Below are 22,308 nucleotides of genomic sequence, written 5' to 3'. Positions count from 1 at the left end.
GCAGGGGGGGTGGGGGGGCTAGGGGGCGGTGATACCAAATCCTCTCTTCACCGGAATTATTAAACTCTCTCTTCTCTTCCTTCGCGTCCTTCGCGCCTTCGCGGTTAAATCATTCCGATACAACCGGAATTGATATGACTTCTTCGTTCTTCCTTCTTTATTCAAAAATGACAAAACAACAAACAACTTGGAGTCAAAGATTTGAATCGGCTCTGCACCCAGCTATCGTGCGATTCAATGCGAGTATTGGCTTTGATATTGAACTGATTGAGTACGACTTGACTGGTTCGGTAGCTCACGCTAAAATGCTGGCCAAAACCGGGATTATTTCAGATGCAGAAGGTGAACAATTAGTCAATGGTTTGGAACAGATTCGTCAGGAATACCAAAAAGGACTGTTTGTACCGGGTATTGATTCAGAAGATGTTCACTTTGCAGTAGAAAAGCGACTGACGGAAATAGTCGGTGATGCAGGCAAAAAATTGCACACGGCTCGATCGCGCAACGATCAAGCAGGTACTGATACTCGTTTGTATTTGCGCGACAAAATTGCCCAAATCCGCCAGCAGTTGCGGGAATTCCAAGGGGTTTTGCTAGATATTGCTGAGCAAAATGTGGAAACTTTAATTCCAGGTTATACGCACTTGCAGCGCGCTCAACCAATTAGCTTGGCTCATTACCTGTTAGCTTATTTTCAAATGAGCGATCGCGACTGGGAACGCCTCGGCGATGTTAGCAAACGTGTTAATATTTCGCCTCTGGGTTGCAGTGCGCTGGCGGGGACTACTTTCCCGATCGACCGGCACTATACGGCCGAACTATTGCATTTTGACAGAATTTATGATAATAGCTTAGATGGAGTTAGCGATCGAGATTTCGCCATCGAATTTCTCGCAGCCGCCAGCTTGATCATGGTACACCTGAGTCGCTTGTCAGAAGAAATGATTCTCTGGTCGTCTCACGAGTTTGGATTTATTTCACTCAAAGATAGTTGCGCTACCGGTTCGAGCATTATGCCACAGAAAAAAAATCCTGACGTGCCCGAATTGGTGCGGGGTAAGGCAGGGCGAGTTTTCGGTAACTTGCAGGCGATGCTGGTAGTGATGAAGGGACTCCCTTTAGCCTATAACAAAGACTTACAAGAAGATAAAGAAGCTTTGTTTGACACCGTGAAAACGGTACAAGCTTGTTTGGAAGCAATGACGATTTTGCTGCGGGAAGGCATCGCGTTTAACAGCGATCGCCTCGCCGCGGCCGTTACAGAAGACTTTTCCAACGCTACAGATGTAGCCGACTATCTAGCCACTAAAGGTATTCCCTTCCGGGAAGCTTATAACCTCGTGGGCAAAGTTGTCAAAACTTGTCTGTTGGGGGGCAAACTCCTCAAAGATTTGACACTTGAGGAGTGGAAAGAATTGCACCCAGCTTTTGAAACCGACATTTACAGCGCGATCGCACCTCAGCAAGTGGTAGCGGCTCGCAATAGTTACGGGGGTACCGGGTTTGAACAAGTGAGGAAATCACTGACTGCTGCGCGCGATCGGCTCAACGATTAATCTTCAGCGGCAGCCATATCTTTGTCTCTGCCGCTACCAGTCATGGCGCCCATGCCACCACCGTTGCCTCCGTCAAATCGCCTTCTCTTGTTAGAGAACATATCTTGATTTCTGCGCTTGCGAAACTTGCGGGCGTATGCTTGATTTCGTTGTGCCTTCTCTTTCTTGAGATTACGGCGTTTAGCCATTCTGACCTCACTAATAAACATTGACAGTCCCCGGTCTAAAGACACGGGGATTCTTAAGACTTTGCAGCCTGAATATCCCTATTGCTAAGGTTTCCGGGCGCAATCCTTTCGCCAAAAAAACTGGCGGTCTGCTATCCTAGCATTGCAACTAGCTCCTCGGTCGTAACTTTCCCCCAGTTGGAGGGTAGGTTTTAATGTCTTGTACTGACAATTGCAATTTTACCACGCCAAAACAAGGTGTTAACATGATTTGGCCTGATAGTCAATCAAGGCAGGATGAATCATGGAACTGCCTTTGTCTCCCTGAATTAACATCCAGGGGGTTTTCAGGCTATTCTTTATAACTGAATTCAGGAGATACATTTAACAGATAGCGTGACTTGTAGATCATAGCAGGCTATAGGCAAAACTGAAAAAAAAATCAAAAAACTCTTGACAAATACGACAAATGATAATACAACCGGGTGACTTAGCTCCTGAGTTCTGTTGGCCCGATGGTGGGAGTAATTTTATGCCTCTGGCAGATTTTCGATAGCATCAAATTATACTCTAGTTTGAGCGAGAGCTGCTACGGATTCCCCAAAAAATATGGGAAAAAAATTTAGAGACATTACTCAAACTACGTTGGCGATCGACCCTGATGGTACGATTGGAAAAGTTTAAAATTTCCGAACCCTCTTCCCAAAGCTTGTGAGTTTATGCGTCGATTGTGGCAGATTGGACAAACCGTGCTAGGACTAATATTTCGACATCCCGTCACTGGTACTGGCATTATCCCCCTATTACCTGATGGTCGAATTGTCCTAATTCGTCGGCGTGACAACGGTTGCTGGGCACTGCCGGGAGGTATGGTTGATTGGGGCGAAAATATTACGACTACAGTCCGCCGGGAATTGGCTGAAGAAACAGGGCTAGAGCTGGTAAAAATCCGCCGTTTGGTGGGGGTATACTCAGATCCCGATCGCGATCCTCGACTTCACTCTATTTGTATCGTTGTCGAAGCAGAAGTCCAGGGAACAATTCAAATTCAGGATACACTCGAAATCAGCCAAGTAGAAGCTTTTTTACCCACATCCCTACCGAGCGGCGAATTCAGCCACGATAGCGACAAGCATTTGCAGGACTATTTTCAAGGTCTGACAATTGTAAATTGAAACGAAGTGCAGCTAGATTTTAGTCAAATTTTGAATCAATTTTTATAACAACCACTCAACCTTGGATGAAGGTTCTTTTGATTAATGAATATTTAACCGGATGTACTCACAGCTACGAAATTCTCGCATCAAACTTTCTTTAGGACAAATATTCTGGCACGAAGTCGGTCAGGGGCCAAACTTGGTGTTTTTGCACGGTTCTTGGGACAACAGCAATCAGTGGCTGAAGACGATCGAATATTTATGTCCCCAGTACCACTGTTTCGCACCAGATTTACTGGGATTTGGCGATTCAGAACGCCCTAAGATGAATTATTCCATCGACCTCGAAGTAGAATGTCTCGCCCAATACTTAGACACGTTAAATCTGCAAGAGGTTTATTTGATTGGTCACTCCTTGGGTGGCTGGGTAGCCACTAGCTACGCCCTCAAATATCCCGATCGAGTCAAAGGTTTGGTGTTGTTAGCGCCCGAAGGAGTGAATGCCGGCACTAGGCGAGGACGCTGGCAGATGGCTAGGTTGCTGACGGGTACACCTCCTGTGGCTTACTGGCTGCTGCGATCGCTCTATCCCATTGCTAAGTTGTTTGGGGGTCAAAATAAGATTGAGGAACTACTCAAGTTCAGAAAACAGTTGATAGGTTCCCCAGTGGCGATGAAATTGCTATTTAGGCGGCGAGGAGCCGAAATTAAGGCAGAGTTGGTTGACGAGAAGTTGTGTGAGCTCACAGCTCCTTTATTGTTGTTACAGGAATCTCAAAATCCGGCTCCTGCTTCGTCGTCTCTGTGTCAGTCCTATGCTGCTCTGGCGACGAGGGCAGAGATTGAATTTATCAATTCTGAGAGCATAAATTTATTGGTAGAATACCCCGATCTGGTTGCTAAGTATATTCGGGAATTTGCCAAGCAGTGAAATCTCAAATCAGAAATTGATTGAGACCCCAAAAAATAGCTTCTGGGGTGTCAATTACCCTGGCGGCGGTGTCAGGAAAGGTGCTGGCGAGATATTGTAACAACAAAGTGCGATCGCCCCCTGTCAAGGCTATGTGGCTATGAGGAAACAAGCCCAGCCAATCTTCAATAAAATCATTGACGGCTGCTACCACACCGCGCACCACTCCGCTGACAATGGCGCTCTCTGTATCCCCAGCCCAGCGCCCAGTCAGATTATCTGGTAACATCACTACAGGTAAACCAGCAGTTTTCTGTCCCAGAGACCACAATTGCAACCCTAAACCCGGTAGAATAGCGCCCCCAACTAAACGCCTATTGACATCGGCTCCAGTAAATGTTAAAGCTGTACCAGCATCTATAACTAATATTGGCCAACCTAATTGGGTGCCAGCGCCCAATAAAGTCAAAGCTCTGTCAATTCCCAGCGTCGGATAGAGTCCCTCGATGGGTAACTGGTCTAAAGTAATAATTCGGCTATCAGGATAACTCTGCCAAAGTTTGGTTTGATCTGGCACTACTGAAGCCAACACTAAAGGTAATACGCCCAACTCTGGTTTGCGAAGTGACGCAAGTTCAGGATTAGTAGAAATGAGCTTTTGAGCAGATTGTTTCTGGATCGACTCGATTACTGTCTGGACTAGAACTTCTGTCATTTCATCCTGAGATAGATGCTGCACAGCCTGAATACTCAAATGTTTTGTATCCCATGTTGTTTGGAGAGTTTTGCTATTGAATAATCCCCAGTGCAAACGGGAATTGCCGATCGCCAAAGCTATTGTCATCTCCGTTTTACTATTTAATCCAGAGATAAAATTGACAGTATTTGTTTGCGGGCAGAAAATTTCAGCACTTGGGTTTGTCATCTTGATTAACAGAGTAGGCGTAAATAAAAATTGAACTAAAGATGGATTTTAGGTAGTTTTTTCAATCTAAAATCGGCGGTTAAATCTCATATACCTCTCCCATATTTTTTGTGGAACAGCCACGAAAATATTTTAAAAATAGGATTTTAAAGAGAGGGATAATGGACACCTTATATTCAACTAGCGCAGGTTGATAATTAGCAATAACTACTACAGACTGTTGGTGAAAGCGTTATTATAAGTATAATGTAAAGCGATCGTAGCTAAGCTAGAGCTGCATCCTTTATAATATTTAAGAAGAGACAACAGTCCGGGTAAGTTTGCTAAGGCTGTTGGCGGGGTAAGCATAGGTATAAAAGACCAGACTAAATAAAGATAGTTCACAAAATCTGAGTAAATATGTCTTTAAAGATACATCAAAAAAAAACCTCGCCAAAATCAACTTCCACGTTGCCTGAAGCAGACAAATGGAGACAAGAAGCAGGTCTTTCGTTACCCGAAATAGACGAACAAAAAGCCCTGATCGTGCAGATGCAGCAGCAAGTTCAATTATCAAATTTGCTGAACCAAATTAACAACGAAATTCGTAGCACTCTTGACATAGAACAAATTCTGACATCGGCGTGCCGATTGCTTGGTCAAGCGCTAAATTGCAGCCGAGCGAGTATTTTAGTCAAAGAATCAAATACAGACAAAACCTTGATTACACGAGGAGAATACAACGCGGGAGACTATCCCATACAGTTAGGTATGAAAGTACCCGTGGTTGGCAACCCGCACTTGGAAGCGATTATATCTCAACAAGAGTCCCTAGCCGTAACCAAGTTTATCGATTTTCCAGGATTGAACGAACGCAGTAGAAAAATTGCCATAGATTTAGAGATTAAGTCTATGCTGGCAGTAGCTACTCGTTACCAAGGAGAAGTGAATGGAGTAATTGGGCTGCACCAGTGCGATCGGGAACGCGAATGGACGGATTGGGAACGACAGTTGTTAGAAGGGGTGGCTTCCCAATTGGCGATCGCCATCAATCAAGCTAAATTGTATAGCCAAACCCTGCGCCAAGCCGAACAGGAATCGCTGTTGCGGCTGATCGGCAACCAAATTCGTAGTACCCTAGACCTCAATACCATCCTCGACACAGCAGTCAGAGAAGTCCGTCAACTTTTACAGTGCGATCGGGTAATTATCTATCAATTTCAAGACAACTGGCGGGGAAAAGTAGTTGTTGAAGACATGAGTGTTCCTTGGCCTTCAATTTTAGGAGATATGGGAGCAGACAAGTGTTTTAAGGGGGATTATGCAGATTTTTACCAACAAGGACGAGTCAGAGCAATCAATGATGTGTTTAATGCCAATTTAGAGCCTTGTCACATAGATTTTTTAGATAGCTTGCAGGTAAAAGCGAATCTAATAGTACCAATTGTCACATCCCGAAATCCCGAAAAATCACCCAAAAATTCCCTAAACTTCGATCCAGAATTACCCGGTAGGCTGTGGGGCTTGCTAATTGCTCACGAGTGTGGCGATATTCGGAATTGGGAGCAGCAAGAAATGGAGTTACTGTCGCAGATAGCGGACCAAATGGCGATCGCCATTCAGCAAGCCGAACTCTACAGCCAAGTCCAAGAAGCAGCCGTAAAATCGCAAGCTCAAACCCAACAGTTGCAGGCTACATTAGAAGAACTGCGATCGACTCAACAGCAATTAATTCAAAGTGAAAAAATGTCCGGTTTGGGGCAAATGGTGGCAGGTATTGCCCACGAAATTAACAACGCCAATAATTTTATTCACGCTAATTTGTTTCACACCCAAGAATACGTCAAAACCTTAACAGAAGCCCTGGAATTCTGTGGCAAAGCTTGCCCTGAAGCGGGAGATGCGATCGCCCAAATCAATGAAGAACTAGAACTAGATTACATTCGCCAAGACTTTCCACCCTTGCTCAATTCAATGATAGAAGGCAGCAACCGGATTCGGTCAATCGTGACAACACTACGGAGTTTTTCTCGCTTAGACCACTCCGAATTTAAAGCTGTGGATTTGAATGAAGGTTTAGAAAATAGTTTGTTGATGCTGCAAAACAAAGTAAAATCAGAGATAAAAATCAATAAACTCTACGGCAAATTACCAACCGTTAAATGTCATGCAGCTCAAATCAATCAAGTATTTTATAATTTGATTGACAATGCTTTAGATGCCATAAATTCCACTAAAAAACCAGGAGAATTAACAATTTATACCCAGGTCAAGGAAACTGGGTGGGTAACAATCTCTATCAGCGACAATGGCCCCGGCATTCCTGCGGAAATTCAGCACAAAATTTTCGATCCATTTTTTACTACTAAACCTGTAGGAAAAGGCACTGGTTTGGGACTATCAGTATGTTACCAAGTGATTGTTCAAGCTCACGGTGGCAAGATTAACTGTGTCAGTAAAGTTGGTGAAGGAACCGAATTAATTGTGGAGTTACCCATCGCAAATCAGAAAGGTTAAATTCCTAAAAATCTTCTGGAACAAACCGGGAGAGCGCCACCCAAAGCCGCACCAAAGCCCCTAGAGTTGATTACCAAACCCTCACACCAGGGCTATCAGGCCGCATTGGTCAGATTTTGACATTCGGCAAAATTTCCGGATCAAAGTTATTGATGATGAAAGTTAGGTATCTCTATTAGACATCTCCCATAATTATTGTGGAATAGGCTGGATAGCCTGTTCGACCCAGGCTTTTTGGGAGAAGTCTATTAAGTATGTGCAAGTAATTACCTACAACATTTCAACAGGGGCAATTAAGCCTTCAAATGCTTATTGGGCAAGCATTTTGGTTGTAAAAGCATAGTTAATTAATTTACGTACACGTACTTAGAGAGAATTTTTTGGGGCAGTAACTGACAACTATAAAGAAAGCCCAAATTAGGGTTTTCAGTGACTGCTAATGCTTAATTACTCATCCTCAAAATAGAAACTATGGCTACTTCCTTGACTGGTACTTTGGGTCAAACCAATAATTACAGCAGCGTCAATGACCTAATCGCAAAATGGCCGACTATCGCCCGGAATCTAGGCATCAAACTATCTGGGGTAGCTTTTGATGGCGTGGAAACAGACTATCTAAATCCTACTGAAATCAGCAACCTCACCTTGGCAACTAACGAAAACCCTAAAAGCTGGTTAAGTTACGGCAATAGTGCTGGTATTGGTGTCGCATCTTCTTATAGTGGTTGGTTCACAGACCCCAATAAAATTCGGGCGGAGATCAACTATGACCCCAACACCAATCAATCTCAAGCCCTGAAGGTGAAATGGGCAGATAACCAAGATATCAGTAGCGCCACGATCGACCTCAGTGCATTGAGTCCCAAAACAAGTCCAGGACTAGGCGATCAAGGTAATGAAGTTGGTTTGCTGCAAATCTTCAATAATGGAGTTTTGGTACCGGCTACCAATTTTACTATTAGTCGCCTCAACGCTCCGATCGCATCAAAACCCCTCTCTGTGTCTTCAAATGGAGTGACTTTCACGGGCGATCGTACCGATGGCACTTTCCAATTCAAGGTACAATCAAATTCCACTAGCGTCGCTTTTGACGAACTGCGGTTCTCCGCCAAAGCCTACGATAGCCCCACCGCCGCCTACCAAGCCACCACCTTCAAAGACGATAGTTCCGACTACCTAGTGCGGAGTATTCAATATCAAGGCCTCAATGTAACACCAACTCCAACTCCGACTCCGACTCCGACTCCAACCCCTGCAAATATCTTCCAGTTTCAGCAATCAAGTTACACAGTGAATGAAGGTGGCGTAGCGACGATTAACGTTACTCGCACAGGTGGTACGGGGGCTGCATCGATTAACTACGCTACTGTTGACGGTTCGGCAAATGCTGGTGGGACAGCAGCCGATTACACTGCGGCGGCGGGGACGTTGAATTTTGCTGCGGGGCAAAATATCGCTAATTTCACGGTGGCTGCTCTGAGCGACATGATTTTGGAATCGCCCGAAACAGTGAATTTGGTGCTTAGCGGTGGGAATGTCGGCAGCAATCCGTCGATTTTGACGATTAATAATGTGGTGCCAACTCCGACGCCAACCCCTCCAAGTATCTTCCAGTTTCAGCAATCAAGTTACACCGTGAATGAAGGCGGTGTGGCGACGATTAATGTGACTCGCACAGGTGGTACGGGAGCTGCATCGATTAACTACGCTACTGTTGACGGTTCGGCAAGTGGTGTCGGGACTGCACCCGATTACACTGTAGCGGCGGGGGCGTTGAATTTTGCTCCAGGGCAAAATATCGCTAGTTTTACGGTTACTGCTCTGAGCGACATGATTTTGGAAGGGCCGGAAACAGTGAATTTGGTGCTTAGCGGTGGGAATGTCGGCAGCAATCCGTCGATTTTGACAATTAATAATGTGGTCCCAACTCCCACACCGACACCAACACCGACCCCAACACCGACACCCGGTCAAAGCACGTTTTTCTTCAGTGCGGCTACTTACAGCGTCAACGAAGGTAACACTGCGCCGATTACAATTAATCGCAGTGGCGACCTTTCAGCACCAGCGACGATCGTGTTCCGTACAGGTGACGGTACTGCTCTAGCTACGGGTTCTATTCCTGATTACAATAGTGTGGCTCAAGCGGTCAATTTTGCGCCCGGACAAGCTAGCGCCCAAGTTCCGGTTCAAACTTTATTTGATAGTCTCACAGAGCCCAATGAGACAGTGAATTTGTTCTTGAGCGGCGGCAGTTTGGCAAGTCCGTCAGCAGCGGTTTTGAGTATTATTGATACTACTGCTGTGCCTCCGACTTTCTTCTCCTACGGTTCGTCTTCTGGTCCTATTGCTGATAGTAGTTTTGGAAGTTTTACGATTAACCGGAGTGGCAATACTGCGGTTTCGGCTTCGATCGACTTTTTGATTGCTGCCCCTGGTGGCGCTCAACCTGTCAACAACGCAGACTTCAATATTTTCGGTCAATATATTCCGACTGCTTCTGGAGGGACGGTGAACTTTAATCCCGGTCAAACTACCGTTAGTCTGACGATTACCAATAATCCAGGTTTGACTGCTGGGGTGGTGAATTTAGGCTTTGGCGCAGGTCCGATCGGCGCTCCGGCATCGACTGCAATTACTCTGCTTTAACGCTGTTAGGAGGGCAAAGATCGCGAACCCTTTCAAGGTCGTACTCTTAGATGCTACACCCGTTATTCGAGTACGACCTTGAACCCTTGTATCTTGAAAGAAGTAGATTGCGATTTACCCTTGGGTGGGGGCGGGTTTTTGAGATTGTCAGTTTTTGGCAATTATTGTTGGTAAAACCCGCCCTTACAATTCTCGAATCGAAGCGATATAGTGTGGGGATTCCCGTCTGGTCAGCTAAAATCGATTCGATCGACATCAGTTTTAAAATGTTTAACTGATTGATAGGAAATTTGATAAAATTTTACAAAAAAAACGTGCAAGAATGTAAGTAATAAGGTAAGAATCACTGACTAGGAGGCACGCCATGGTAGCGCTGACTGAACGAGTCCAACGCAGATTGACGGTGGAAAAAGTCGAAATTGCCCCTGACACAACGGCAATTCGATGCTTGGACTGGGATAGAGACCGCTTTGATATTGAATTCGGACTCAAAAACGGTACCACTTATAACTCATTCATCATTCGCGGCGAAAAGACAGCCCTCGTCGATACCTCTCACGAGAAATTTCGCCAACAATATTTAGACACTCTCACGGGGGAAATCGACCCGAAACAGATTGACTATATAATTATCAGCCATACCGAGCCAGACCATAGTGGCTTGGTTAAAGACGTGCTAGCTTTAGCACCCCAAGCCATTGTCGTCGGTGCAAAAGTAGCAATTCAATTTTTAGAAAACCTGATACACCAGCCCTTTGAGCGACTGATAGTCAAAAATGGTGAGAAACTAGATTTAGGAAACGGCCACATTATCGAATTCGTATCGGCACCGAATTTGCACTGGCCCGATACTATTTTCAGCTACGACGCTAAAAGTCAAGTGCTGTTCACCTGCGATGCTTTCGGGATGCACTACTGTTCCGACAGTACCTACGATGACGATTTAACAGCAGTAGAAGAAGATTACCACTTTTATTATGAGTGCTTGATGGCTCCCAATGCTCGATCGGTCTTGAGTGCCATGAAGCGGATGGCAGAATTGGGAGAAATTGGTACTGTTGCGACTGGTCACGGTCCCCTACTGCGCTACAACGTATTAGAACTAACCGGGCGCTACAAAAAGTGGAGCCAAGAACAGACCAAGACAGAAACCACAGTAGCAGTATTTTACACATCCGACTACGGATTTAGCGATCGCCTCAGCCAAGCCATCGCCCACGGAATCACCAAAACCGGTGTAGCCGTAGAAATGATGGATTTAAAAATCGCCGACTTACAAGAAGTACGCGAACTCGTCGGTACAGCCGCCGGGATTGTAATTTGTTCCCCACCAAGTACCGGCCCTGCTGGGGCGAATGCCGAAGCGGCCATCAACACAATTTTAGTAGCAGCCAACAACAAACAATCCTTCGGTTTGTGCGAATCCGGTGGCGGAGACGACTCATCAATTTATCCCCTACGAAACAAGTTCAAAGAATTGGGTTTAAAAGAGATATTTCCCAATATTTTGATTAAAGAAACGCCCACCGAAGCAATTTATCAACTGTGCGACGAAGCCGGCACCGACTTGGGACAGTGGCTGACGCGGGACAAAGCCGTCAAACAGATGAAATCTCTTGACAGCGACCTCGATAAAGCCTTGGGAAAAATCAGCGGCGGACTGTATATCATCACCACTCAAAAAGGCGATATTAGCGGTGCGATGCTAGCTTCTTGGGTGACACAAGCCAGCTTTAAACCCCTAGGTTTAACCATAGCAGTTGCCAAAGATCGGGCGATCGAATCAATGATGCACGCCGGAGACAAATTCGTGCTAAACGTGCTAGAAGAAGGCAAGTATCAAACCTTAATGAAGCACTTCTTAAAACGTTTTCCACCAGGTGCCGATCGATTTGCCGGAGTAAAAACCCAAGCCGCAAACAACGGTTCTCCCATTCTGACAGAAGCCTTAGCCTACATGGAATGCCAAGTAGTCAGCCGGATGGAACTTTCCGACCATCACATAGTATATGCCACAGTAGATAGCGGCCGCGTATCCAATCCCGACGCACTCCCCGCAGTGCACCACCGCAAAGTCGGCAATCACTACTAGGAAGGAAGAAGTCACCCCCCCCCTGCCCCCCCCAAGGGGGGAAGGAAGAAGGAAGAAGGAAGAAGGAAGAAGGAAGAAGAAATTAGCTGGCTAAACATCTTTTGTTTTTTTCCCTCTCTTCTTTCTTCCTCTGCGTTCTCTGCGCCCTCTGCGGTTAAAGAAAAAAAATCTAATTCAGAAAATCAATAGCATTGCTGTAGCAAAATTAATAGAAATAGGTGCAATCAATGACTAACACTTTAATTTCCAGAGAAACATCAGAAATCAAACCCCGCGATGTACAATTTTTTCAGATTGCAGCAGATACAGCAGCAGTACGATCGCGAACTTGGGACAGACTAAAATTTGAAGTAGAATATTCCCTGCAAAGGGGAACAACAGCCAATAGCTACATCATTCAAGCTGAAAAAACAGCCTTATTAGACCCGCCGGGAGAATCTTTCACTCAAAACTATCTCGATTGTTTGCAACAAAGGCTAGACCTAAAAAAAGTAGATTACGTAATTTTAGGACATTTTAATGCTAACAGAGCGGTAACAATTAAAGCTCTGTTAGAATTATCACCTCAAATAGCTTTTGTGTGTACAAATCCAGCCGCCATCGCTCTGCGAGCATCCTTTCCCGAACAAGAATTAAACATTTTAGTAGTCCGAGGGGAAGAAAGACTAAACTTAGGAAAAGGTCACGAACTAAGATTTATTGCCACTCCTACTCCCCGCTGGCCAGATGAACTTTGCACTTACGATCCGCAGACTAGAGTCGTGTTTACTGACAAATTCTTTGGCGCTCATGTTTGTGGCGATCAAGTATTCGATGAAGGGTGGAGTGTTTACAGCGAAGACAGACGTTATTATTATGATTCCCTCCACGCATCCCAGGCGAAACAAGTTCTGGCGGCAATGGATAAGTTGGCGGATTTCTCCACAGCATTTTATGCTCCCGGTCACGGCCCGCTAGTGCGTTATGGCCTCCACGAACTCACCAATTTGTATCGGGAATGGAGCCAACAACAAAACTCGAAAGACTTGACAGTTGCGTTAATTTATGCTTCTGCTTATGGCAATACGGCAACTTTAGCCCAGGCGATCGCCAAAGGAATTACTAAAGCCGGCGTGGCGGTGGAAACCATCAACTGTGAATTTTCCGAACCGGGAGAAATTCAACAGGCGATCGAAAAATGCGCGGGATTTATCATCGGAACTCCCACCCTAGCCGGACACGCACCGACGCAAATTCAAACGGCTTTGGGAATTGTTTTGTCTACAGCAACCAAGAGTAAGCTGGCTGGTGTTTTCGGTTCCTTTGGCTGGAGTGGAGAGGCGATCGACTTAGTAGAAAGCAAGTTGAAAGATGCCGGATATCGCATCGGATTTGAACCGATTCGAGCCAAATTTAAGCCGACGGCGGCGACGATTCACGAGTGCAAAGAAGCGGGAACAGATTTTGCTCAAGCTTTGATTAAATCGCAAAAATTGCGGGCGCCAAAATCACAATTGACGGGGGGTAGCGATCGCACGGAACAAGCAGTAGGAAGACTGGTTGGTTCTCTGTGCGTACTCTCGGCCAAGCGTGGGGAGGTCAGCAGCGCCATGCTTGCATCGTGGGTATCACAAGCCACCTTTAGTCCTCCTGGGTTGACTATTGCGGTGGCGAAGGATCGGGCGATCGAAGCTTTGATGTATGCCGGCGATAAATTTGTGCTGAATATCTTAGCAGAAGGGCGACAGTTGCGGAGGCATTTCATGAAAAACTTTGCTCCTGGAGAAGACAGATTTGCCGGAGTCGAAACAATTGAAGCTAGCAATGATTGTCCAGTATTAACTGATGCTCTGGCTTATCTAGAATGTGAGGTGGTGAGTCGGATGGAATGCGGCGATCATTGGGTAGTTTATGCAAAAGTCGAAAACGGTCATTTGTTAAATAATGACGGGGTGACAGCAGTCCATTACCGCAAATCAGGTAGTCATTATTAACTGATTCGGTAATTTATTTTAGGTAGGCATCCTTGCCTGCCTTTGAGAGGCTGTTAAAGGCTCCTAGTCATTATGATTGAACCGCGAAGGCGCGTAGGACGCGAAGGGAGAGAAGAGAGAGTTTAATTCAGGACGATGAAGAGAGGATTTTATATCATTCGCCCCAGCAGAAGTTCTGATTCATTCCCTCCTTAAAAAGTTCTGATTCATTCCCTCCTTAAAAAGTTCTGATTCATTCCCCCCGGCAGAAGTTCTGATTCATTCCCCCCTTGGGGGGGGTTCTTCTTCCTTCTGCCATAACTTATTTCAAAGGATGGTGATCCGCAAGAATTTTTTCAACTCTAGCCTCATCAATTCTCGCAGTCAATCTAGTAGCCTCATTGTTATCCCGAATCGTTTTTGCTAAAGTAAAAGAAGAACCAACCGAGAAAGTCAAACCCATACCCACAAAACTTTTTACCCACACATCAACTGGCAAGTAAATGATACCGACCGCCGTGGTAGAAGTAGCGAGAATAAAGGAAATCCAACACTGTAAAATCCAAGCATTAGTATCTTTTTGACGTAAAATTTGTTGTGCCATAATCTCTCCGGTTTAAATATATCTTTCGGTGGATTAACTTCAAGAATAGAGAGTATAGAAGAAGCAATCGGGAGAGATAGGGACAGTTTGGATAAGTGCACAGAGCGATCGGAGTTTTCACTAAAAAGGCGATCGATACCAATAGGGTTTCAGCCTCAAGTAGTCAGGATGGGAGTAGACAGTTGGTAAACTGGACTAATTAGATGGATGGAGTTAGATTAATTGTGTTAATTACTAGCGTCCGAGTCTATGCTTTGCTGCTGTACTTGTTGTAGCAAAGCTTGATAACGTTGTCGCTCTTGTTCGAGTTGTGCGATCGCTTCATCCGCACGTTGCCGTTCCCGTTCAGCTTGAGATTGAGCAAATTCCTTCTCCTGACATTCCTGTTCCCTGAGTTGATCCATTTCCACAGGAGTGAGAAACTTCCGACCATCTGGACGATAAATTTCTAGAGTATTTTCTGTCAGTTGAAAACGAATTTGCAACAGCGGACTAACCCAGCCATTCATCTCTGCGATCGGTTCAAACCAATCTTCATCGCGAACAAACCCACTCAATTCGATATTGTCTGGGTCGTAAATGTAATATTCTTGAACTCCATAGCGCTGATAAAACAGGAGTTTTGCTGCCATCTTTCCGGGACGGTTCCCAGGGGATAAGATTTCAAAAGCGACTTGAGGAGGAATGTTATCTTCTTTCCACTGCTGGTAAGAACCTCTGTCACCTTTTGGTCTACCAAAGACTACCATTGCATCCGGTGCTTGGCGAATTTTGTTATTTCCTTGAACGGGATACCAAAGTAAATCTCCGGCGACGAAGACATCTAGGATGTTGGCAAACAAGATTTCTAGATTTTCTTTAATAGTGACAATCCATCGGAATTGTTTGGTATTGTCTGACATTGGTTCTCCGTCGCTGTCTGGGTAGATAATTTCTGATACAGTTTCGGCCGATAGTTTTTGTACCATGCTGTTTGATGGTTGTGGTGCTGATTTTAGTATAGCTTATGAGGGTTGGAAGGGTTTGGGGGGCGATCGCTTTTTGACCAGTTAACACTTTTATTTTGCATTTTCTAGCAGCCTTCGCCTGGCTTGCACCCACCACCCCCTGGAGCATGGGCTCCTAACCCAAAATCTCCCGCCTCAAACCACTCTGCTTTAATTAACGACCACCAATCAGCAGTTAGCCCTTTTAAAATATAATCATAAGGAAGCCAACCATAACCTTTCTGACCCCATTCTGTTCCCCAAGAGTTTCTGATTAGGAATGCTCCTATTGTTGGCTTTTCTGTGCCATTGGAATGCTTGATTTCTTTGTAGTTATTGTAGCCAACTGCCAAAACCGTATGCCCTCCTATGACTTGATCTTTTTTACTGGGGTAGGGAATACAGCCACTACTGATGTTCTCTTTATTGTAAATGGAACTGTAGACCGTAAATCCGAATATACAGGGAAAATCCGCTGCTAAAACTGCTTGAATTTGAAAGAGCAGAATTTCTTTGGTAAGATCGGGGCGATCGAGGCGGAAATATTTAAGTGTTTTATAGCTTTGGGCATAGGAATAGCAGAATGCTGGCGGATCTTCATCAAACTTATCCGCCTCATAAGACCAGTATTTTTCTGGGGGAACCCCGAATGCTACCATTGTTTTCATAGTTTCCCGCACAGATGCTCCCACATCGCCCGTAGAGTTCATTAAATTTCGCGCTACTTTATAGAGAAATAGTGGAGAAATACTGGTATATTCGTCTTTAGCTTTTCTGGCAAAGTATTCTAATAGTGCCGCCGCCGCAAAAGCTGTACATGAGTTAAGAGAACCTTGGTTTCTAATTGGAGAACACCAGGAAGATAAGTCCATGACGCTAGGTAGAATAGCGTAGGGTTTAAGATATTCTTCTGCTAACTTCTTCCTATATTTTTCATACCATTTTCTGTTAACTAAAAGTTCTAACTTTGTGAGGGGAATGATGTTTTCAATATCTGTTGAAGCCAATTGCCTTTTTGTATCTTTCTTTTGCTTCTTGCAATCTTCATTATCTTCCTGATCTTTTTCAATTTCAAACAAGTATAGTGACGAAAATGAGTTTAAAAGTTCTTGGTTTGGGGTGAGGTTATATTTGTCTATATATCCTTGAACAATTACTTTAATCACTTTATAAAAAGTTATTATTTTTAATTTTTCTTGGTCGGCCTGATCTGACTTTTCTCGCTCTTCTAGTTCTATCTTTAGGCGTTCTGCTACTTTTAAAATAGCTCCTTTAACAGAGGAGTTTTCTAGCTCTTGAGCAAAGTTTTTAAAGTTGAATTTGTTTAATTCTGTTTTTAAAGCAGATTCTAGGTCTTCGTGAGTAGCAAAAGGCGAGAGCAGTTCAGTTATTGCAGATACGAGTGGCTCAACTACATAAAATTCTTGTTTGAACATTTCAAAAAACTTAGACTGACTTGAATCTTTTTGATTTGCTGGTTCTGTTTCTTTAAATTCTAACATTTCTGGAAAGAACAAAGCTATTTCCTTATGGTCTTGGGGAACCGTATTAAAAGATATCCACCAGGATTTAAGAGTATCAAAAATAATCTTAAATGTACTATCTTTTATCCAAATAGGAATAGGTAGCAAGTCAGCTAAAGGAGTATTTTGATCTGGCTGTGAATAGTTGATATCGCCAAGAAAATTACCGATCGCAGTATAAGTTTCTACTCCGACTACACCATCTAGTCTAATATTAACTTGTTTTTGGAATGCCTCAACAATTTTTTGCGTATTCTTATCAAACTCTTCACTATGTAGCCATTTCCAATATTCTGACTGATTTTTAAAGAAGTCCATCGGCTTAAAATCAGAAAGCCTGGGATGAGAACTCAGCAAATGAAAGTAATACTTTAACTGTCTAATTTGGGCGCTTGGGTCAATACCTAACTTCAAACTTTTGCTATAAACTTTGACTTTGACAAATTTAACTTCCCCAAATACTTGATTCTCTAGAGCTGTTTTTAAACTTTCCAGAGGTAATTGCCCCGATAATTGTTGCAGAGTTTCAATTAATTCAATCAAGTTTTCTGCAATATCTTCAATCGATTTAGTAACTTCGTTTCTTCTGAGATTACCACTTTTTTTAACTTCCTCATTATCCAAGAGATAATCTCTTTTATCTGGATAGTCTGGTACCCATCCCAATCCTTGCTTTCTCCAGTCCTTTGCTTGGTTGTTTGCTGTTTCTTTCGTGTCCATTGTTACCTCGATGTTTTTATTGAATTAACTTGAGTAAAAGTGATCAGGGCTTACTTGCAAATATTTGGCGGAGCTTGGGGATTAGTCTGGAAATAGCCGTGTAAATGTTTGCACCCTCGTTCTAGCAAACCCTCCAGAGTTAAATTTTCTAACTCCCGCCATATAATTATAGTACCATCTGAACTGCCAGAGATCAGGATTGTACTATTTTTGGGATTATAGCTAATACTATTGACCGCACCGCTATGACCCTTGAGAGTCGTGATGAGAGTCCCGTCTAAGTTCCACAGTTTAATGGTGCGATCATCACTAGCAGTAGCAATTGTACTACAGTCAGGACTGAAACGAACGCTCGTCACTTGCTCGCTATGACCAATTATATTTTTTAACAGTTTACCGTTGAGATTCCATAGTTTTACAGTTTTGTCTTCACTAGCAGTAGCAATCAGGTTTTTTTGGGGATGAAAACTTATATCCAGAACTGCTGCATCATGTCCTTCTAAAGTGGCTTTTTGTTTTCCTTTTAGATCCCAAACCTTTCCCCTATAATCTTCACTAGCAGTAGCGATATAGTCACCATTAGGACTAAAAATAACAGTCCATATTGCTGCCTTTTTATGAGCAGTAAATTTATTTTCGCTACCGTCTAGATTTAGTAATTTTACAATGCCTTGACTATCAGCAAAAGCTAGTAAGGGATTGTTTGCATTCGGATTAAAGTTAACGCTACTAGAACTTTCTAAAGGACTTTGCCTAGGTATAGTCTTTTCCAGTTGGTATTTTTCTTTTTGCCAAGTCCAAAGCTTGACAGTATCATCACGACTGCTGCTAGCAATTTTATTGCCATTCGGCGGGCTGAACTCTACGCTATTAACTTGCTGGGTATGTCCGATTAAAGATTGTTGCCAGTTGCCATTTTTATCCCAAATTTGTATTGCGTTATCTTGACCAGCACTAGCAAATTTTTGACCGTCAGGACTAAAGCTTACATAAAATACTTTCTGGCTATCAGCTTTGAGACGAGTCACTAAAGGCAGTTTAACTTGCCAAAGTCTTACTGTAGTATCGCCACTAGCTGAAGCCAGAATATCTCCCTTCTTGTTAAAGCTAACGCTTTTTACTCGGCTGGTATGACCGCTAAGAGTTTCTATTTTTTTTGTTTCTTTTTCGTTTTGCTCCCAAAGCTGCACTTGACCGTCTAAGTTTGCAGTGGCAATTGTTTTTTTGTTTATTTTTTTATCGGGACTAAAACTTACACTGGTAAATCCGCTTTCTCCCTTTATGGTTAAGTTACTGAGAGGAGTACCGTTTAATTTCCAAAATTTGACTATCTTATCTTGGCTAGCTGTAGCAATCATTTGACCATCAGGACTAAAACTTACACTATCAACTTTAGTGCCGTGTTTCAAAATTATTGGATTTTGTAGAAGTTTTGGTGTTAACTTCCAAAGTTTGACTGTACCATCTAGACTGGCAGTAGCTAAGATATTTCCTTGTTTATTAAATTTCAAGTCGAAAACTATTTTCTGATGAATTTGAAATGGTTTGCCTATCTGTTTCCCATTAGTCGAGTTCCAGAAAGTGACTTTACCACTATTATCGCCTGTGGCAATCATGTCATTGGAGATGAAGGTAACGCTATAAACTAAATCGTCATGCGGCAAGGTGTATTTCAAAGTGCCGTCTTGATTCCAAAGTTTTACAGTTTTGTCGAAACTAGCACTAGCAATTATTTTGCTGTCAGGACTAAAAGTTACAGAAGAAACTGGATCACCGTGCTGGAATTTTTCCTGTAAGACAATAGATTTTTTTTGATTTTCTTCGATCTTCCAGAGTTTTATAGTTTTGTCGAAACTAGCACTAGCAAGCATTGTACCGTCGGGGCTGAAACTGACGCTCTGGACAACAGTATTATGAGCTTGGATGCGATCGCGCTCTCTTACCCAGTAAACTGCTTGTGTTAGAGTTTCCATTACTTGTTCGCGCACTTCTTTATTACCAGGAACCCAACCTATCTGTTTTAACCTAGTAGCTGCTTTTAAAGCTTCAACCAAAGGGTCGAGAGAATTTCGATTTAGAATAAATTTGGCTTCTGATGCTTGACTCAGGGCGATAATTTGACCTCTTTCTGCGTTAATCCAGGCTGTTCCCGCAAGTATAGTCAATCCTGTCATGGTAATTAGGGATGCGATCGCTAACTGAGTCCGCTGTTTTTGTACTCGGACTTTTTCAGATTCAGCGTCAGCTCTAGCGCTTTGATTTTTAGAGTTTTCTGCTTCGGCATCAGCTCTTTTTTGAGCTTCTCTCGCTCTTTCCGTCTGAGCTATAGTTTTAGCTATTTCCTCTTCAGCTCTTGCTGCTTCGACTTTAGCGTTAGCTTCGGCAAGTTCTCGCAGTTGCCGCTCTTGCTCTACTTTTTCTTGAATTTGCCGATCGCGCCTACCCACACTTTTTACCAAAAACTCCCTATCATCCCCAGTCAAATTCGGCAGCACCCTCTTCTCCCACTCCTCAACCTCCGCCAATCGCGCCCCCGTCAGCAGCGCCTCATCCGACTTAGCATAAGTTTCCTTCCACTCCCGACAAGCTGTCTCTAAGCGCCGACTAATCCGAATATTTTCCAGATCCTCTTCAATCCAACCACTCACTAATTTCCACTGACACAACAAAGCTTCATGCGCCACTTCCACCGTATTTTCATCAGTAATAATCAAACGCTGCTGCGCCCCAGCCAACAACCCAATTACTCGCTCCAACTGCTCAGTAGAATCTGCGATGTCCTTTACTCTACCCCAATCAACCCGCCGGCGCGTTACCTCCGTACCCTCACCCAACTGCACCAACTCCATAAATAGTTTGCGAACAAAAAAGCGATCGCCATCACTCAGACTTTGGTAGATCACATTAGCTCGATTTTCCAAAGCTCCCTGAACACCGCCAATTTCTTCATAGCCCTTTCTCGTCAGTAACGGCTCTGGAAATTCCGGTTTTTCAATACAAACTCGCCACAACTCCTTCAAAGCATATTGCAACAAAGGTAACGCACCCGGTTGACCTGCCACATCCTGAGCAATTTGCGATACCAACCCCCGCTCAAATTTTACCCCATGCAATTCAGCCGGTGTCTCGATCGCCTCTGGCAACTCCTCCATCCCTAGCGACTTCACAATATAAGTGCTAGGCGGAATATGATTGATCAAATTTAAAACATCTGGATAATTAGTACAACGAATTAAAAAATCCCCACGAATTGCAATAATCATCCGACTATTTCGCCCAGAATCATTCATCTCCTCCGCAATCAAACGGATAAAACTCCGTCGCTCAGCCTCATCTTCACAAAGCGTAAATACCTCCTCAAACTGATCTATAAAAATTACAAGCGGCTCATTCAGCTCTCGATACCGAGCTAAAACATCCACCAATTTTCCCAGGGGATGCTTCCCCGGAGTAAAAGATTCAACAGGCCAATGACTACTACCAGGAATTCTATCCCGACTTAACTGTGGCAACAAACCCGCTTTAATTAAAGAAGATTTCCCCGAACCAGAATAACCAATAACAGGAATAAAACGACTATTGGTTAAGTGAGTAATCAGTATCTTAACTGCTTCCTCCCGCCCACCAAAATACTTTTCTTGTTCAGCTTCAAAAGCAGAAAGTCCCAAATAGGGATTATTGCGATCAAAACTAATTTCAGTAGCCGAAGTCTCTAGTTGCGGATACGCTACCAGAGTAATGCAGCGGCCCCAGCCCATGCGAATCGGTTCTTGCACGAAACGCTTAAGTTCCCCGCTGATATAATCGAACAAACGATCGCCGCTGACTCGACGATTTCGGCAAGCATTTTCTGATGCCAGTCCCTTAAGCACAGCACCTGTAAAATAACTGTTTGGTTCACCTTTAAAGGATTTGGCAGTCTCAAATGTTCGGCAAGCTGCCATTAAGTAGTAATCTCTTTGTGTACTGAAAGCCGTCAGAGTTCGCTGCACAAGCTGGCTTTCTAGAAAATATCCACTATGACAGCAGTCCAACAACATTACTAAACTGCTCAAATCGGATTGCTGAATTAAATCGTTGAGACTTGCCAGAGAAATGCCGTATTTATAATCAATAACTTGGTTCCCAGCCATTTCCACCTGACAGTCCGAAGTTGCTAAAACTCCCTTTTGCTGTCCCAATGTATCGGAGAAGGTAAAGCCGTGGCCAGCAAAATAAATCAAAGCTTCATTTTTTGGAGCTCTATCTAACAGTAAAGTTCTCAGTTCTTGACCGACTTCAGCCGCTGTAACTGCCTTATCTGCGCTGATTTCAAAACAATTTTTTTCGGCATTCCATCGTGCCGGCAATCGCTTCACCTCAAAACCGCCATACTGCTCTAATACTTGTGCCAAAATCTCCGCATCACTAGCCGCTTTCGGGAGACGAGACATTTGTGAGCTTTGATACTGAGTAATACCAATAACCAGGGCATAACGAGCCATTTAGTTTCACCTAAATTTAAAAATACTGGCTTAATTGACAAACACCCTGAACCGCTGTTTTCCTTTAAACGCTATAATAACTAAACT

Annotated in this window: 13 protein-coding genes; 7 read left to right on the top strand and 6 right to left on the bottom strand. The window is 43.8% G+C overall.

Going from position 1 to position 22,308, the window contains the following annotated elements; all coding sequences use genetic code 11:
* Nucleotides 1-167 precede the first annotated feature (167 nt).
* The gene (gene argH, locus AAFP11_RS14415; protein WP_341737686.1) at nt 168-1,556 is read left to right on the top strand and encodes an argininosuccinate lyase; all 1,389 of its coding nucleotides are present in this window, start codon (nt 168-170) and stop codon (nt 1,554-1,556) included.
* Here argH and AAFP11_RS14410 read toward each other — a convergent pair.
* Nucleotides 1,553-1,744: a hypothetical protein gene (locus AAFP11_RS14410; protein WP_341735043.1), complete on the bottom strand. Its 192-nt coding sequence runs from the start codon at nt 1,742-1,744 to the stop codon at nt 1,553-1,555. The genes argH and AAFP11_RS14410 overlap by 4 nt on opposite strands.
* Before the next feature lie 698 nt (nt 1,745-2,442).
* Between AAFP11_RS14410 and AAFP11_RS14405 the strand changes: the two genes are divergently transcribed.
* Complete coding sequence (locus tag AAFP11_RS14405; protein WP_341737685.1) at nt 2,443-2,898, top strand: NUDIX hydrolase; 456 nt, start codon at nt 2,443-2,445, stop codon at nt 2,896-2,898.
* 100 nt (nt 2,899-2,998) lie between these two features.
* Nucleotides 2,999-3,811, top strand: a complete 813-nt coding sequence (locus tag AAFP11_RS14400) for an alpha/beta hydrolase (RefSeq protein ID WP_341737684.1) — start codon at nt 2,999-3,001, stop codon at nt 3,809-3,811.
* 4 nt (nt 3,812-3,815) lie between these two features.
* Here AAFP11_RS14400 and AAFP11_RS14395 read toward each other — a convergent pair whose 3' ends face one another.
* A complete protein-coding gene (locus tag AAFP11_RS14395; RefSeq protein WP_341737683.1) occupies nt 3,816-4,634 on the bottom strand; it encodes a pantothenate kinase in 819 nt (272 codons plus the stop codon).
* Between the two features lie 480 nt (nt 4,635-5,114).
* On the opposite strand from AAFP11_RS14395, the gene AAFP11_RS14390 reads away from it, so the two are divergent.
* The 4 genes from AAFP11_RS14390 to AAFP11_RS14375 all read left to right on the top strand — a co-directional run bounded on the left by AAFP11_RS14390 (nt 5,115) and on the right by AAFP11_RS14375 (nt 13,925).
* The gene (locus AAFP11_RS14390; RefSeq protein ID WP_341737682.1) at nt 5,115-7,211 is read left to right on the top strand and encodes a GAF domain-containing protein; all 2,097 of its coding nucleotides are present in this window, start codon (nt 5,115-5,117) and stop codon (nt 7,209-7,211) included.
* Nucleotides 7,212-7,682: 471 nt separating this feature from the next.
* On the top strand, nt 7,683-9,860 hold the full coding sequence (locus AAFP11_RS14385; RefSeq protein ID WP_341737681.1) for a Calx-beta domain-containing protein: 2,178 nt from the start codon (nt 7,683-7,685) through the stop codon (nt 9,858-9,860).
* A 364-nt stretch (nt 9,861-10,224) separates the two neighbouring features.
* Nucleotides 10,225-11,952, top strand: a complete 1,728-nt coding sequence (locus AAFP11_RS14380) for a diflavin flavoprotein (protein ID WP_341737680.1) — start codon at nt 10,225-10,227, stop codon at nt 11,950-11,952.
* Nucleotides 11,953-12,179: 227 nt separating this feature from the next.
* Entirely contained in the window at nt 12,180-13,925 is a 1,746-nt protein-coding gene (locus AAFP11_RS14375; protein WP_341737679.1) for a diflavin flavoprotein, read from the top strand.
* Nucleotides 13,926-14,226: 301 nt separating this feature from the next.
* Here the strand turns inward: AAFP11_RS14375 and AAFP11_RS14370 are convergent, their stop codons facing one another.
* The 4 genes from AAFP11_RS14370 to AAFP11_RS14355 form a co-directional block, all read right to left on the bottom strand.
* Nucleotides 14,227-14,508, bottom strand: coding sequence for a YiaA/YiaB family inner membrane protein (locus AAFP11_RS14370; protein WP_341737678.1), 282 nt, complete (start codon nt 14,506-14,508; stop codon nt 14,227-14,229).
* A gap of 227 nt (nt 14,509-14,735) precedes the next feature.
* Entirely contained in the window at nt 14,736-15,476 is a 741-nt protein-coding gene (locus tag AAFP11_RS14365; RefSeq protein WP_341737677.1) for a Uma2 family endonuclease, read from the bottom strand.
* A 104-nt stretch (nt 15,477-15,580) separates the two neighbouring features.
* On the bottom strand, nt 15,581-17,737 hold the full coding sequence (locus AAFP11_RS14360; RefSeq protein ID WP_341737676.1) for a C1 family peptidase: 2,157 nt from the start codon (nt 17,735-17,737) through the stop codon (nt 15,581-15,583).
* A gap of 50 nt (nt 17,738-17,787) precedes the next feature.
* Nucleotides 17,788-22,221, bottom strand: coding sequence for a caspase family protein (locus tag AAFP11_RS14355; protein WP_341737675.1), 4,434 nt, complete (start codon nt 22,219-22,221; stop codon nt 17,788-17,790).
* Nucleotides 22,222-22,308 lie beyond the last annotated feature (87 nt).

Source organism: Microcoleus sp. CAWBG640 (assembly GCF_020883015.1).
Classification (GTDB): domain Bacteria; phylum Cyanobacteriota; class Cyanobacteriia; order Cyanobacteriales; family Microcoleaceae; genus Microcoleus; species Microcoleus anatoxicus.
Note: the sequence above shows the minus strand (reverse complement) of the source record. Positions and strands in the feature narration are given on the sequence as shown.